The following is a 15,583-nucleotide window of genomic DNA, read 5'->3' as shown; positions in this document are numbered from 1 at the left end:
ATAATAAACGTGAAGCCGGTGCAGTAAAAGCCCGGCTTTTTTATTTATCAGATAGAAATAAAAGAAAGGAACATCTATATGAAAAAGTTAAGTTGTTTTTTAGTAGCAATGTTGTTTCTGCTGATGCCGGCATTACAATCGTGTGACGACAATGATGGATATTCTATCGGGCAGTTTGGTGGTAGCTGGGCTACAGTTCGTGTTTTGAGTGGTAATACTTATTATTTAGATTCTGATTATTATGGGACGCTTTGGCCGGCAGCCAGCAATGTTTATGGTTTCAGGCCTGTGGATGGTCAAAGATTGGCTGTTCTTTTTAATCCTTTATATGATAATTTTGATAACTATGATTTGGCTGTCAAGGTAGAGAATGTTTTTCCTATTTTAACGAAACAGGTAGAAACTTTGACAGCTGAAAACGAGGAAGAAATAGGAAATGATCCGGTAACTATTTTTAAAGATAGGATATGGATTGCCAATGGTTATCTGAATGTTGTATTCAGGCAGGACAAACCTGTATATACGCCTCATCTCGTGAGTTTAGTGCATAATACATTGGAGGTGCCCGAAGAGGATGATTATGTTCATCTTGAATTCCGTTATAATACCTATGGCGATCTTTCCGGAAGATGGGGAGATGAAGCTGTTTCGTTTAATTTGAATTCTGTTGATTTTGAGGGAAAGAAAGGATTGAAACTAAAACTGAACTCTGCAGTGAATGATGAAGTGGAAATTACATTTAATATAAAAGAAACGATGTCAGTGCCGGAAGCTGTATTGAATTTAGATTATAGTGAGCTGGAAGCCGATAAGGTGAAATAAAATCTTATGTGTCTTTCAACTAAAACGGGCCTGTCTTTGCTGTTGGAGATAGGCCCGTTTCTTTATAATTTTATTAAATTAAATCCATGTCAATGCATACAGATAGACTACTGCTGCCGGAATAGCCATTAGTGCACTGTCGAAGCGGTCGAGCATGCCACCGTGTCCCGGCAGAATAGCTCCCGAATCTTTAATATGAAGTTGACGTTTCAGCAAAGATTCGGTAAGATCGCCCCATGTTCCGAAAATGACAACAATCAGTGCTAACCCGGCCCATTCTGCCATATTCATAATAGGAAAATAGTGAGCGAATATGAAAGAAGAACCGATCGCTACTATGCCTCCCCCAATAGAACCTTCCCATGACTTTTTAGGAGAGATACGCTCGAAAAGACGATGTCTGCCGATTAAGGATCCCACACAATAAGCGCCTGTATCACTTAGCCATATAAAAACAAAGACCGACAATGGAAGTATCGGGTTATAACTGACACTTGTATCCATTGGACTGGTGTGAAATGAAAGTACATTCAACATGGCGAAAGGTAAGGCGATATAAAGTTGGCTTAGCATGGAATAAGCCCAATTCATTACCGGATTTTCTTTCTTTAGATATAATTCGCTAATCATCAAATACATGATTAAAAGCAAATAGGGAAGGAAAATCTTAGAACCGGACAGGTTGGTACAAAATGCCATGACCGCCATGTATAGGTAGACTCCGGCCAGCATAGTGATATTCTTATTGATACTCACCCCTTCAACCTGATTGATCAAGTGCCCGAATTCACGTATTGTCAAGGCGTTGATCACGACGAAGAGCGCACTGAAAGTCCATGGATCGTAGAGTATACACCCTACCAATACCCCAACGAACAGTATGCCGGTAATTGCTCTCTGTAAAAAGTTGCTTTTCAAAGTACTTCGATTTTAGTTTTGCGGCTCAACTTCTGCCGATGATTCGCCAGTAGCCGGTTTTGATTCATTCTTTTCTTCTTCATTTACTTTTTGAGCAAGTGCTTTTTCTGCATCCGCAGCATCTTTGCTCTCTTTGGCAGCCATAATCTCTTCCGAACGGGAAGCCCATGGACGTTTACCGAATATTCGTTCGACATCTTCTGCAAAGATAACTTCTTTGTCGATCAATAACTGAGCCAATTCGTTATGCCCTTCTTTATGTTCGGAAAGGATTCGTTTGGCTCGTTCATATTGCTCGTTTACCATCTTTTTCACTTCTTCATCAATCAGTTCGGCTGTTTTTTCGCTATATGGGCGGTTGAAAGAATATTCCTCATTGTTATAATAGCATAAATTGGGCAACTTCTCACTCATTCCCAGATAGGCGATCATACCGTATGCCTGTTTGGTAACCCGTTCCAAATCGTTCATGGCTCCAGTGGATATTCTGCCTAAGAACAGGTCTTCTGCAGCCCGTCCTCCCAACGTGGCACACATTTCGTCAAGCATCTGTTCCTTTGTGGTAATTTGGCGCTCTTCCGGTAGATACCAGGCTGCACCCAATGCGCGACCGCGTGGTACGATTGTGACTTTAATCAATGGGTTGGCATATTCGAGCAACCAGGAAATAGAAGCGTGACCGGCTTCGTGTAAGGCGATTGACCGACGTTCTGCTTCGGTTGTTATTTTAGTTTTCTTTTCCAAACCACCGATGATACGGTCTACGGCATCCAGAAAATCTTGTTTGCCTACAAACTTCTTACCGTGACGGGCAGCGATCAAGGCAGCTTCATTGCAAACATTAGCTATGTCGGCTCCGGAAAATCCGGGAGTTTGGCGTGCCAATAAGTCTACATCCACTGTGTCGTCTATCTTTATAGGCCGTAAGTGTACGCCGAATACCTCTTTGCGCTCATTTAAATCGGGTAAATCTACATGGATTTGGCGGTCAAAACGTCCGGCACGCAAGAGTGCTTTATCTAATACGTCTACCCGGTTGGTTGCTGCAAGAATGATAACACCACTGTTGGAACCGAAACCGTCCATTTCTGTCAGCAACTGGTTCAATGTGTTTTCGCGTTCATCATTGCCGCCCATAGCAGGATTTTTCCCACGGGCACGCCCTACTGCATCAATTTCGTCGATAAATATGATACAAGGGGCTTTCTCTTTTGCTTGGCGGAAAAGGTCGCGTACACGTGATGCGCCTACACCTACAAACATTTCAACAAAATCTGAACCGGCCAGAGAGAAAAACGGTACATTGGCTTCACCGGCTACAGCTTTAGCCAGTAATGTTTTTCCCGTTCCCGGAGGCCCTACAAGTAATGCTCCTTTAGGAATTTTACCTCCCAAGTCGGTGTATTTCTGTGGTTGTTTTAAGAATTCTACAATCTCTTCTACTTCCTGCTTGGCTTCGGCAAGCCCGGCTACGTCTTTGAATGTAATTTTGATGGCGCTTCCTTTCTCGAACAGTTGTGCTTTGGATTTTCCTACATTGAAAACACCGCCACCGCCACCACCGGCTCCACCGCTCATTCGGCGCATAAAGAATATCCATAAAGCTATCAGGAAGATGATAGGCAGAAAATTTATCAGAATAGAATTGAATAAATTATTCTTTTTATCATAACTGATAGAACCGTCGAAATGACCTTCTTTTTTTTCTGCATCAATGAAGTTTCCGAGACTTTCCCGGGTTGGTGCTTCTGTTACAATCATCGGGTTCTTTCCAACACGATTCGAATCTTGTTTGAATACTTGGCCTACAAACTGAGGTTTGATATATACTTCGACCGAACTGTCGTCATATCCAACTACTTTGTTGACGTATCCGTCTCGAACATATTGTTGGAATTCGTCGTAAGGAACCTGTTTACTTACAGTGCCGCCTTGATTGCTCCACCATAGTCCTAAAAGCATCAAAGCAATAATCATATACATCCAGTTCAAATTGAACTTTGGCATATTCACTTTATTAGGTTTTTTGTTGTTATCGTCCATATTGAAAAATTAGTCAATGTCGGGAATTGTTGTTAATTTGGCATCAGCCCAGAGATTTTCCAAGTTGTAGAAGTTTCTTATTTCCGGTAAGAATACATGCACTAATACGTCAGAATAGTCCATCGCTACCCATTCTGCATTGCGTAGTCCGTCTACACCGTAAGGTTTAGCATCTGCTCCTTTTCGGGCAGAATCTTTAATTGAATCGACAATAGCACTCACCTGACTGGGAGAGTTACCTTGACAGATTACAAAATATTTGCATATGGTATCGTCAATATTAGTCAGATCGGCTATCACTATGTTCTTACCTTTTTTTTCTTGAATTCCTTCTGTAATTTTTTCGATTAATAATTTCGTTTCGTTCATTTATCAATTGAAATTTAATAGTCAATGTTTTTTGCTTTTCTTTTTATAACAAGAACACTTCGTTCTTTGTTTTTTATCATACCAACATGATATATTTTACAAATATACGCTGAATTCTTGTATCAAAGAAAGTTATGTCGTAAAACTCTTCTTTTTTTGTGTTTTTTAGGGATGTATCTTTTTGTTTAAGGGGAGAAATAGAGGATTTTTGCAAAAAAAATGCCGAAAATGTTTGCGGTTCTCAAATTCTTTGTATCTTTGCACCCGCAAACGAACAACAAGTGGTTGGACGTTGAAAAATAAGTATTGGGCTATGGTGTAATGGTAACACTACAGATTCTGGTCCTGTCATTTCTGGTTCGAGTCCAGATAGCCCAACAACACTACAGTCAATTACAGATAAAAAGCCGCTAAAATTGCATTTTTAGCGGCTTTCTTTGTATCCGATAGCAATGTAACCGAAAAGAGATAACAGCGATTCGGTGATCCACATTTTCGGTGGCAGGTATTGAGATAATATGTTAATGTGTCAATATACCAATTGGTTGCACCGTGTACCGCATGACATTGGCATATTGACACATTATTAAATCGTTACTCTTCTTCTTTAATCGACTCGTCGATTACTTTTATTTTCTGCAGAACCAATTCCAAGTCGGCTTTTAGTTTCTCTACCTTTCGGTTGAGTTCCGTAAGCAGACTGTTTCCTTTCTTAGATGCAGAAGTTAAAAAGCCAAGGTTGTTCTCATAAGTCTGGAGTTCGCTCTTCATGTTCTCATAAGCACGAACAAGCTTTTCACGTTCTCTGTATAAAGTTTGTGAACCTCCACTCTGAATGTTACTGATGTTTGACTTAAAGTTACTGAGTTTTCTGTTGGACGCACTGATATTGAAACGTTCAAACAATTGGTCGACTAAGCTATGGTATTGCTTATACAATTTGTCTTTCTCTTTAAATGGAACATGACCTATTGTACCCCATTCTTTCATCAGTTCACGAACTTGTTTGCTCGCTTCTTCCGTATCTATGGACTCGTCGATAGCGCTTAACCGGGTGATAATTTCTTTTTTCTTCTCCATGTTTTCCAGTTCAACCGAACGTTGTGAAGAAGTGGCTTTATTTTTTTGTTCAAAGAAATAATCACAAGCTGAAATAAAACGTTTCCATATGGTATCCGAATGTTTTTTGGGAACCGGGCCGATTGTTTTCCATTCTTTTTGGAGTTTGGTCAGCGTATCGGCGGTTGCTTTCCAATCTGTACTTTCTTTTAAGCTTTCTGCCTTTTCACAAAGAGCCTTTTTCTTTTCCAGATTTTCATTCATACCTTCTTTCAAAGTTTTGAAGAATTCTCCTTTTTTCTTGAAGAAATCATCACAAGCGTGACGGAAACGCTCGAATATTTTTACATTCATCTTTTGCGGGGCAAAACCGATTGTTTTCCACTTGGTTTGCAGGGCAATAACTTCCTGGGTTTTGTTTTCCCACGCGGAGAATGTTTTCAGTTCATCATATTCTATTGATTCTACAATCTCGCAAATCACTGTTTTTTGATCAAGATTATGTTGTTCCGCTTCTTTCAACGCCTCAAAGTGCTGCTGGTGGCGACGATTGACGACTGTGGATGCTGCTTTAAAACGATTCCAAACCTCATCACGCAATTCTTTGGCAACCGGACCCGTATCACGGAATTCCTGATGCAACTTTTGCAGTTGATGGAAAGCGGATATGACATCTTCTTCATCGGCCAATTTTTCGGCTGCTTCGCAAAGACGATTTTTTATTTCAAGATTCTTTTTGAAGTCATATTCGCGGAATTCGTTGTTTAGCTTCAATATGTCATAGAACTTTTCTACATACAACTGGTAACTTTTCCAAAGTTCGTTGACTTTAGCTTGCGGAATCAGTTTCGTTTCGTTCCATTGTTGTTGAAGCTTCTTGAATTCTGTATATGATTTGTTGGCGTCATCAGGTGATTCCACCAATTCTTTCAGTTCTTCAATGATTGAAAGTTTGATTTGCAGATTTTCTTCTTTTTGTCTTTCCAACTCGGCCATTTGTGCGCTTCTCTTTTCCTTGATAATGGCCATTACATTTTTGAACTCTTCTTCTATCGCATCGCTTTGTGGTGCGTAGTCTTCTTCGGAGCCGCCATTGTCAATGAATTGTTTTTTAGCTGCTTCCAATTCAGCATTATGAAATTTGTAAAAGCTTTGTTTCAAGCTGTCCAATTCTTGCTTACCGGCACTTTCTGCATTCAAGGCAAGCTCTTTCATTCTCGCAAGCACTTCCTCTTTGGTGGTCAGACGAGATGTAGTTTCAACTTGTTCTTCAGCATTTGCTTCTTCAGTCGGAGTTTCTGTTATTGCTTCGGAAACCTCAACTGTTTTCTTTTCTTCTTCTAACTCCCCTTGATTCAAAGGTTGGTTAGTGTCATGAGAGTCCATCATTGTATATTCGTTTTAGGAAATTAGGATTTAAGTCCTTTTATTACATTAGGTCACAAATTAATGAAATAAAACGATTACTTCATACTTTTTTGCCTGATTTTTTTTCATTTATTTTCTATTTAGGACAATAAAACAGTGATTCCCATATAAAGCATCATGCCGATGATGTCATTCGTGATGGCAATAAATGGTCCTGTGGCGATTGCCGGGTCTATTTTCAGCCTTTCAAGAGTCATCGGGACTAATGTGCCGAAAATAGAAGCAAACATGACTACTGCAAACAAACTGATGGATACAGAATAGGTCACGGTTGCCATGGCGCCAAAGCGGATGAAGTTATACGTGTACACTAATAAAGAGATGATGGTCGCATTGATTAATGCTACCACTGCCTCTTTAGCCACTTGTTTAAGGGTATTTTTGGAATCGAGCGAACTGTTGGCCAATCCTTGCACGATGAGCGCGGAAGATTGTGTTCCTACGTTTCCTCCCGTACCGCCGATAAGCGGGATGTAGAGAGCCATCTCCGGGTGTGCTGCAAAAGTCGCATCGAAATTGCCTAATATCATTGAATTGCCAATTCCTCCCAGCATGCCGATGATTAACCACGGAAGACGCGCCGTCGTTTGACGAAAGACATTATCGTCGGTTTCTACATCTTGCGAAAGACCGGAAGCCAATTGATAGTCTCGTTCCGACTGCTCGCGGACTTCGTCCATCACGTCGTCAACGGTGATTTGTCCGACGAGACGTCCTATACTGTCCAGTACGGGGATAGCAACAAGGTCATATTTCTCAATAATCTGAGCAACCTCATCAAGGGGAGTATCTACGTGTACGGAGATCGGGTCTTTCTGCATCACGTGTTTTACTTTCGACACAGAAGGAGAGGTGATCATTTTTTTTAAGGGAAAGATACCGCGTAACCGTTCGTCGTCATCTATTACATATACATAATAGATTTCATCCAATTCTTCGGCTTGTTGGCGCATCTCTTTCAAGCATTCCGGCATACTCCAGTTCTCATTGACGAGTACCATTTCCGTACCCATCAACCCACCGGCCGTATCTTCATCGTATTTCAAAAGGTCTACGATATCGCCGGCCTGTTCTATATCTTCAATGTGCGAAAGAACCTCTTCCTGCTTTTCTTCGTCGAGTTCGCGCATCAGGTCTACGGCATCGTCCGTATCCATATAATCGACGAATCGTTTGGCTATGGTTTCCGAAGGTAGAATCTCAAGGAATTCTTTACGAACATCCTCATCCATTTCTACCAGTACGTCAGCGGCTGTTTCATTATCGAGCAACCGGTAGACAAAACGGGCTTCTTCTGCGTTGAGGTCATTACACAACTCTGCTATGTCGGCCGGGTGCAGGTCAACAAGAAGCTCTTTTACTTTATCGGCATCTTTCAGTTCGATAAGTTGTTTGACGTTGTCTATGTATTCCTCGTTCATCTCCATAATTGCATCTCTAATTTTATGATTTACAATTTACGATCGAAAACTATTGTAATTTAATTCTCTTCTTAACGATCCATTGTTTTCAGTGCCTTTTCCACACTGTTTGTCAGGTTAATGAATTCTTGCACGGATAATTGTTCCGGACGTTTATTAAATAATGCATCTTCCGTCAATGGACATTCTTTACCTAAAATCGGTTTGATGGAATTGCGCAATGTTTTTCGGCGTTGGTTAAAGGTGGTTTTTACTACCTGTTTGAAAAGTTTTTCATTGCAGCCTAACTCGATGGTTTCATTACGTGTCATGCGTATTACGGCACTTTTTACCTTAGGTGGCGGATTGAATACGTGCTCGCTGACCGTAAAAAGGTATTCAACATGATACCAGGCCTGTATCAATACACTGAGGATGCCGTAAGTCTTGCTTCCGGGACCTGCGGCTATGCGTTCGGCCACTTCTTTCTGGATCATACCGGTACAGCAAGGTATCAGTTCCTTGTTTTCCAACATTTTGAAAAATATCTGGCTGGATATGTTGTAGGGATAATTTCCTGTCAGTACAAATGGCTCTCCGTTGAATACGCGATGCAGGTTCATTTTCAGAAAATCGTCTTCTATGATGCAGTCTTCCAAAGACGGATAAGCCTCACGAAGATAAGCCACTGATTCGTAATCTACCTCAACCACTTTTACCGGGCGCCCTTTCTTCACAAGAAATTGGGTAAGTACCCCCATTCCCGGACCGACCTCTAAGATAGGAAGCGCTGGAAACATATCAACTGTATCGGCAATGTCCTGTGCTACTTTGAGATCTTTCAGGAAGTGCTGTCCGAGAAACTTTTTAGGCTTTACTAATTTCATTTATCAACTAAATGGTTACTTTTGCAGTCGACAAAGGTAATTCTTTTACTTGAAGAATTAAGAATTAAGAATGAATAAACTAATAAAAAAGACTCTGAAACTTATTTTACCATTGGTTTTGGGAGGCTTTATCCTGTTTTGGGTCTATCGTGACTTTGATTTTGCGAAAGCAGGCTATGTATTGTTGCATGGTGTAAACTGGTGGTGGATGCTCTTTTCGTTAGCATTCGGAGTGTTCAGCCATATTATTCGTGGTTGGCGCTGGAAAATGACTTTGGAGCCGTTGGGGGCTTTTCCGAAAACCGGTGATTGTGTCAATGCGATCTTTGTCTCTTATGCCGCCAATCTTGTGTTGCCTCGTGTCGGAGAAATCTCCCGTTGTGGAGTATTGGCCAAATACGATGATATTTCTTTTACAAAATCTTTGGGTACGGTAGTTACGGAGCGTTTGGTCGATGTCGTATGTATGGTATTTATTACGGGGACTACTTTTTTGTTGCAAATGCCTGTGTTTCTTTCCTTTTTTAAAGAGACCGGAACAAAGATTCCGTCTATTGTGCATTTGTTGACATCCGTATGGTTTTATATTATGTTGTTTTGTATTATCGGTGTTATTGCTCTTCTTTATTATTTAATGCGGGCATTGTCTTTTTTCGAAAAGGTGAAAGGAATTGTTTTTAATGTGTACGAAGGAGTGATGTCTTTGAAAAATGTGAAGAATATTCCTCTGTTTGTTTTATATACTGTTCTTATCTGGTTGTGCTATTTCCTGCATTTTTACATTACATTCTATTGTTTCGGATTTACCGAGCATTTAGGTGCTATGGCAGCGTTAGTCATGTTTGCTGCCGGTACGTTCGCTGTTGTTGTCCCCACTCCTAATGGTGCGGGACCGTGGCACTTTGCCGTTATTTCCATGATGGTGCTTTATGGAGTAAATGTGGTGGATGCCGGAATATTTGCCTTGATTGTACACGGAATTCAAACCTTTTTAGTAGCTTTGTTGGGAATATATGGTTTGGCGGCTTTGTCGCTTACCAATAGACAACGAAAATAAGAACCTAATAAAATGATTCGTTATGAGCACAATTCTCTCTTTAGCTCCACAAAATGTGTGGAAGCACTTCTATTCATTAACTCAGATTCCGCGTCTATCGGGACATATGGAAAAGATAACTGAGTTTCTTCTTGACTTCGGAAAAAATCTGGGACTGGAATCATTCGTAGACGAAGCCGGTAATGTTATTATCCGTAAACCTGCCACTCCGGGCATGGAAAACCGTAAAGGTGTAATTTTGCAGGCACATATGGATATGGTTCCTCAGAAGAACAATGATACTGCACACGATTTTGAGAAAGATCCTATCGAAACTTATATAGACGGTGATTGGGTGAAAGCCAAAGGCACTACTTTGGGAGCCGACAACGGATTGGGAGTAGCAGCTATTATGGCAGTACTGGAATCCAAGGATTTGAAACATGGTCCGTTGGAAGCTCTTATTACAAAAGATGAGGAAACCGGTATGTACGGTGCTTTTGGTTTGAAACCGGGAACATTGAACGGAGAAATACTGTTGAATCTCGATTCGGAAGACGAAGGAGAACTTTATATCGGTTGCGCAGGCGGTATGGATGTTACAGCTACGCTTGAGTATAAGGAAGTAGAGCCGGAAGAGGGCGATATTGCCGTTAAGGTGACACTGAAAGGATTACGCGGAGGACATTCCGGATTGGAAATCAATGAGGGACGTGCCAATGCCAATAAACTGTTGGTTCGTTTCGTTCGTGAGGCCGTGGCAAGCTATGAAGCCCGTTTGGCAAGTTGGGAAGGTGGGAATATGCGCAATGCCATTCCTCGTGAGGCGTCGGCGGTAGTTACTATTCCTGCAGAAAATGAAGAGGAGTTATTGGGATTGGTGAAGTATTGCGAAGACCTGTTCAATGAAGAATATTCGGCTATCGAAACCCCGATCAGTTTTAAAGCCGAACGGGTAGATGTACCTAAGGGAGAAGTCCCCGAAGAAATTCAAGACAATCTGATCGATGCGATCTTTGCTTGTCAGAATGGGGTGATGCGTATGATTCCTACTATTCCCGATACAGTAGAAACTTCTTCCAATCTGGCTATCATTGTGATTGGAAATGGCAAGGCGGATATTAAAATATTGGCTCGCAGTTCCAGTGACAGTATGAAAGAATACCTTACTACCAGTCTTGAATGTTGTTTCTCTATGGCGGGTATGAAGGTAGAAATGACCGGTGGATATTCCGGTTGGCAGCCTGATATCAATTCTCCGATTTTGCATGCGATGAAAGAATCTTATAAGAAACAGTTTGGTGTAGAACCGGCTGTGAAAGTGATTCATGCAGGGTTGGAATGTGGTATCATCGGTGCTATTATTCCGGGATTGGATATGATTTCTTTCGGTCCTACTTTGCGTTCACCGCATTCACCGGATGAACGCGCTCTGATTCCTACCGTACAGAAATTCTATGATTTTCTGGTGGCCACATTGGAACAAACTCCGGAAAAGTAATATTTTAATCGATATACTTGAAAGCGTGCATTCGCTTCCTGTGAAATTAAAGAATCCTGCCCGTTATTTTATGGGTGGGATTTTTTGTTTTTCTGTCTTTTACCGTGCCTTTCTGTCAGTGATTGTTTTGTCATGTTTTTCAAATACGTTATGATGATTTCTTCGTTTTATTGATGCAGATCAATAAATATGCTATAAAACATGTTTTTTCTTCATTTTTCGATATAACGTATTCGAATAGGTCTTATTTTTGTGTTGTAAAACATGTTTTTAGGATAAAAAAGTTTTTAGGTAACAAGATTGAAAGGAGACTTAATTATGAAAAAGGTAAAGAAGTTTTTTAGAAAATTAAGCGATGCTGACGCTAACATTTGGGGATATGTTATGACACATCCTTTCTAACGGTTTTCAGTAGAAGTATTAGTTTATTAAATGTTTAAAGCAATGAAAAGAACGATTCTTAAGTTTATGGCCAAGTACCTCAGCGAGGTGGGCCGTAATGAAATGATGAAATGGGGATACACGAATGAAAAGTGATTCTTTTATGTATCTATTCAGTAATGGCAAATGTGATCGGGAAATACAACAACTGTGTTTCCCGATTTTTTTATGCATATTACTATAAGAGTTTGTTGGTGGAATAGCGTTAAATGATTTACTTTGTACCTGATATAAAAGGCATTTGCATGAAAAAAATATTGAAATACCTGAGTAGCCCATATCCTCTCTTTTACCAACGGTGGAAGGTAGCATTGATTTCATGTGGCATTGTGTTTTTTATTCTGCTCTTATTTCAGCCGTTTGGTATATCGGCTATTTCTCATAACAAATTGGGCATTCTCTTGGGCTATATGGTGGTAACCGGCCTGTTTCTTTGTATTCCTGTCTATTTGCTTCCGTTTTTGTTTCCTGACTTTTACGAAGATGAGCGTTGGACGGTAGGGAAGCATCTGTTGAATAACCTGTTTATTTTCTTTTTTATAGCTGTCGGGCTTTGGTTGTATTCCGATTGGATATTTGGTTGGGGATTGCGTTGGGATATTTTTTGTAGTTTTCTGGCTTCGACTGTTGTTGTCGGTATTTTCCCTACTGCTTTTTTTGTGATGTTGAATCGAAATCGTTTTTTGGCTTCTCATCTTCAAGAAGCAATGGAAATGAATCAATATCTTCAGAAGGCGGAAAGTATTCCAAATTGTAATCGGATGGAAAACGGGAAGGAGTATATTGTATTTTCCGGAGGAACGAAAGAATCGTTTGAACTAATAGCCAGTGATTTGCTTTATGTGGAGGCAGAAGGAAATTATGTGAAGATTGTTTATCGGAAGAATGAGAAGTGTACACAGAAAATGCTGCGAGCCACTATGAAACAAGTAGAAGAAGTAAGCAGACCTTTTTCTTATATTGTCAAATCTCATCGGGCTTTTTTAGTCAACTTGTGTGCTGTATCTAAAGTAAGCGGAAATTCACAAGGATATCGCCTGTTTCTTTATGATTGCGAAGATAGCATACCTGTATCGCGGGCATATAGTAAAGAGGTTAAAATGTTGATAGAGAAAATGAATAACAGATAACCATTCATCACAAAATGATGCTGCTCGTCACAGCACATCTGTCGTTTGTCACATATCCGGGCTGTCTGTCCCGGATATTTTTTTCCTTTCATTGTTTCCTTTATGTTTGCCATCGTAAACGTTAGCAAACAGAAAAATGAAAAAGTTATTTTGGATATTCATTGCAAGTCCGGTTTTGTTTTCTGCCCGGATATGGGCGCAGGAAACTGTAAAAGATACTGTATTTCTTATTCCTTTTGCAGATACCGTATTGTTGGATGAAGTTGTGGTCAAGGCTCACAAAACGATACCGATGAATAACCGGTGGAGTGATCTTCAACCGGTTGATCTGGTAACGGTAGCCGGTGCAAACGGCAATCTGTATAAGGCATTGGAAACACTTCCGGGTACGCAGATTCAAGGAGAGAGCGGGCGGTTGCTGGTACGTGGCGGAAGTAGTGATGAGACACAGACTTATATCGATGGGATGCATGTTTTGAATCCTTATACCTCAACGGCTGAAAATACTCCTGCCAGAGGGCGTTATTCACCTTTTATGTTTAGTGGCATTAATCTTTCCACAGGCGGGCATTCGCAGGAATATGGTGAAGCTTTGTCGGCTGTACTTCCTTTGGAAACGAAGGATAATAGCCGGATTAATAAAGTGGGAATCAGTCCGTCTACCGTTGGCATAGGAGGTGGAGGTAATCATGCTTTTAGAAATGCTTCGCTTGCTTTGAATCTCGATTATCAGAATTTAGCGCTTTATAATAAAGTATATCCGGGCCGAATCGACTTTAAGAAGCCCTATCAGATGTTTTCCGGAGCGACCCAGTTTCGCTATACTCCTTCCGGATCATCCGTTTTCAAGATATATGTCGGATATGATCGTACGGATTATTCCAATTATACGGATAACAACCGGTATCTGTTTTGCTTGGGAGAAAACAATGTTTATTTGAACTCGACTTTCCGGACTGCTATTTCCGGAGGGTGGGAATGGTTTTCCGGAATGGCTTATTCTCTTTTTGACCGAAAGGTAGACGGAGCTGTTACCGAAGGCGATCATTGGTGTGAAAAACAGGCCGAGCTTCATTTCAAAACTAAACTTTCTAAAAAGTTTCATCCTACTTTTCGGATGGATGTAGGTTTTGAATCCTTTCTTCGTTGGTATGAAACCCGATATTCTCAAGTGTCTGTTGCCGATACTAAAGAAATCTCTCCAACAATAGAAGCCGTTTTTGGAACTGTTTCCTATTATCCGGTTGAAAATTTGAAGGCGGAGCTTTCTTTTCGGACAGAATATGCCTCATTGGCCCGGAAAATTAATTTTTCACCTCGTTTGTCGCTCTCTTATTCGTGGTGTGATCTTGTACTTTCGGCTACGGCAGGGCGGTATACACAGTTGCCGAACGCCAAATACTTAGCTCAGCAGCCCTCCTTATTGTCCGAAGCATGCCGGCAGTACAATGTAGGAGGTTTATATAAGGCGGCAGGGCGTTTTTATAAAGCAGAATTCTATTACAAAAAGTATGATCGGCTGGTACTTTACACTCCTGCCGGTCTCACTTCCGGTGGATATGGAAGCAGTAAAGGGGTGGATCTGTATTTTGAGGATCGTTCGTTAATGAGAAATCTGGAATGTAATCTTTCTTATTCTTTTAATCTTTCTCAGAGGAAATATTTGGAATATACAGAATTGACCACTCCTCAGTATGCTACCCGGCACAACGCATCACTGGTGTTGAAGTACAGCCTGACAAAGTTACGCACCATTGTCGCTTTGACCGAACGCTTTGCAAGTGGACGTCCCTATCATAATCCCGTTAGGTCCGGATTGATGAATGATGAGACGAAACCTTACAATAGCCTCGATTTAGGATTTACTTTTCTGGCAACAAAGAAGATGATCATTCATGCTTCCGCCACCAATGTTCTTTGTCGGAAAAATGAATTCGGGCGGATCGATGGAAAGCCCTTGTTAGCTTCCAGTGACCATTTCTTCTATTTGGGTGTCTTTATCACCTTAGGAAAAAAAGCCGCTTATGATGTTTCTAATTTTTAAATACAATGTAATTATGAGAACAATTTTGATTTCTTTGGTTTTGTTATTTATGAGTGTAATGGGGAATGCCCAGAGTTTGACCTTGAAAATAGGGGGAATAGAAAATGCAGAAGGATTTCTTTATGTAGGGATTTACAGTTCTGAAGAGTCGTTTATGAAAAAGCCTGTTTATGGATTCCGGGTAGAAGTGAAAGATACGTTGGTTACCGTTCCTTGTAAAGGCTTACCCTCCGGTGCTTATGCCATTTCTGTTTTTCAGGATGCGAATGGCAATGGTGTGTTGGATACCGGCTCTTTTGGCCGTCCGACTGAGAAGTTCGGTTTTAGTAATAATGCCGAAGGGGTCATGGGGCCGCCCGCTTACAAGAAATGTGTGTTTGAATTTAAGCAAGATGCTGAGATACTGATTCTGCTGAAATAAGTATTGTGCATTGTTTTGTCCGGGTAGCTATAAAAAAGCAATTTTAGCTATTGTTTCGTGACTTGTAAGAGTATATACTTATGT

General features: G+C 40.7%; 12 protein-coding genes and 1 tRNA gene. 7 read left to right on the top strand and 6 right to left on the bottom strand.

Annotated elements, in window-relative coordinates; genetic code table 11:
• The first annotated feature begins 78 nt into the window (after nucleotides 1-78).
• Entirely contained in the window at nucleotides 79-822 is a 744-nt protein-coding gene (locus HMPREF1532_RS05160; RefSeq protein WP_005925795.1) for a NigD1/NigD2 family lipoprotein, read from the top strand.
• Nucleotides 823-900: 78 nt separating this feature from the next.
• Here the strand turns inward: HMPREF1532_RS05160 and HMPREF1532_RS05155 are convergent, their stop codons facing one another.
• The 3 genes from HMPREF1532_RS05155 to rsfS are packed head-to-tail and all read right to left on the bottom strand — an operon-like array spanning nucleotide 901 to nucleotide 4,152.
• Nucleotides 901-1,740: a phosphatidate cytidylyltransferase gene (locus tag HMPREF1532_RS05155; protein WP_005925792.1), complete on the bottom strand. Its 840-nt coding sequence runs from the start codon at nucleotides 1,738-1,740 to the stop codon at nucleotides 901-903.
• A gap of 12 nt (nucleotides 1,741-1,752) precedes the next feature.
• Nucleotides 1,753-3,783 (bottom strand): ATP-dependent zinc metalloprotease FtsH, encoded by a 2,031-nt coding sequence (gene ftsH / locus HMPREF1532_RS05150; RefSeq protein WP_005925789.1) that lies wholly within the window; start codon nucleotides 3,781-3,783, stop codon nucleotides 1,753-1,755.
• Between the two features lie 9 nt (nucleotides 3,784-3,792).
• Entirely contained in the window at nucleotides 3,793-4,152 is a 360-nt protein-coding gene (gene rsfS / locus HMPREF1532_RS05145; protein ID WP_005925786.1) for a ribosome silencing factor, read from the bottom strand.
• Nucleotides 4,153-4,459: 307 nt separating this feature from the next.
• Here rsfS and HMPREF1532_RS05140 point away from each other — a divergent pair.
• Nucleotides 4,460-4,530 (top strand) — tRNA-Gln (locus HMPREF1532_RS05140).
• 216 nt (nucleotides 4,531-4,746) lie between these two features.
• Here HMPREF1532_RS05140 and HMPREF1532_RS05135 read toward each other — a convergent pair.
• From HMPREF1532_RS05135 to rsmA, 3 genes are all read right to left on the bottom strand, one after another.
• On the bottom strand, nucleotides 4,747-6,600 hold the full coding sequence (locus tag HMPREF1532_RS05135) for a DUF349 domain-containing protein (RefSeq protein ID WP_005925783.1): 1,854 nt from the start codon (nucleotides 6,598-6,600) through the stop codon (nucleotides 4,747-4,749).
• A gap of 119 nt (nucleotides 6,601-6,719) precedes the next feature.
• A complete protein-coding gene (gene mgtE / locus HMPREF1532_RS05130; RefSeq protein ID WP_025818959.1) occupies nucleotides 6,720-8,060 on the bottom strand; it encodes a magnesium transporter in 1,341 nt (446 codons plus the stop codon).
• Nucleotides 8,061-8,131: 71 nt separating this feature from the next.
• Nucleotides 8,132-8,926 (bottom strand): 16S rRNA (adenine(1518)-N(6)/adenine(1519)-N(6))-dimethyltransferase RsmA, encoded by a 795-nt coding sequence (gene rsmA / locus HMPREF1532_RS05125; RefSeq protein WP_005925778.1) that lies wholly within the window; start codon nucleotides 8,924-8,926, stop codon nucleotides 8,132-8,134.
• A 70-nt stretch (nucleotides 8,927-8,996) separates the two neighbouring features.
• Here rsmA and HMPREF1532_RS05120 point away from each other — a divergent pair, with 70 nt between their 5' ends.
• The 5 genes from HMPREF1532_RS05120 (at nucleotide 8,997) to HMPREF1532_RS05100 (ending at nucleotide 15,499) form a co-directional block, all read left to right on the top strand.
• Nucleotides 8,997-9,983 (top strand): lysylphosphatidylglycerol synthase transmembrane domain-containing protein, encoded by a 987-nt coding sequence (locus HMPREF1532_RS05120; RefSeq protein ID WP_005925776.1) that lies wholly within the window; start codon nucleotides 8,997-8,999, stop codon nucleotides 9,981-9,983.
• 22 nt (nucleotides 9,984-10,005) lie between these two features.
• Nucleotides 10,006-11,463: an aminoacyl-histidine dipeptidase gene (locus HMPREF1532_RS05115; protein WP_005925774.1), complete on the top strand. Its 1,458-nt coding sequence runs from the start codon at nucleotides 10,006-10,008 to the stop codon at nucleotides 11,461-11,463.
• 686 nt (nucleotides 11,464-12,149) lie between these two features.
• The gene (locus HMPREF1532_RS05110; RefSeq protein ID WP_005925772.1) at nucleotides 12,150-13,034 is read left to right on the top strand and encodes a LytR/AlgR family response regulator transcription factor; all 885 of its coding nucleotides are present in this window, start codon (nucleotides 12,150-12,152) and stop codon (nucleotides 13,032-13,034) included.
• Between the two features lie 136 nt (nucleotides 13,035-13,170).
• A complete protein-coding gene (locus HMPREF1532_RS05105) occupies nucleotides 13,171-15,078 on the top strand; it encodes a TonB-dependent receptor plug domain-containing protein (protein ID WP_005925769.1) in 1,908 nt (635 codons plus the stop codon).
• 13 nt (nucleotides 15,079-15,091) lie between these two features.
• On the top strand, nucleotides 15,092-15,499 hold the full coding sequence (locus HMPREF1532_RS05100) for a DUF2141 domain-containing protein (RefSeq protein WP_005925768.1): 408 nt from the start codon (nucleotides 15,092-15,094) through the stop codon (nucleotides 15,497-15,499).
• Nucleotides 15,500-15,583: the final 84 nt, after the last annotated feature.

The organism is Bacteroides salyersiae WAL 10018 = DSM 18765 = JCM 12988, assembly GCF_000381365.1.
Taxonomy (GTDB): Bacteria; Bacteroidota; Bacteroidia; order Bacteroidales; family Bacteroidaceae; genus Bacteroides; species Bacteroides salyersiae.
Note: the sequence above shows the minus strand (reverse complement) of the source record. Positions and strands in the feature narration are given on the sequence as shown.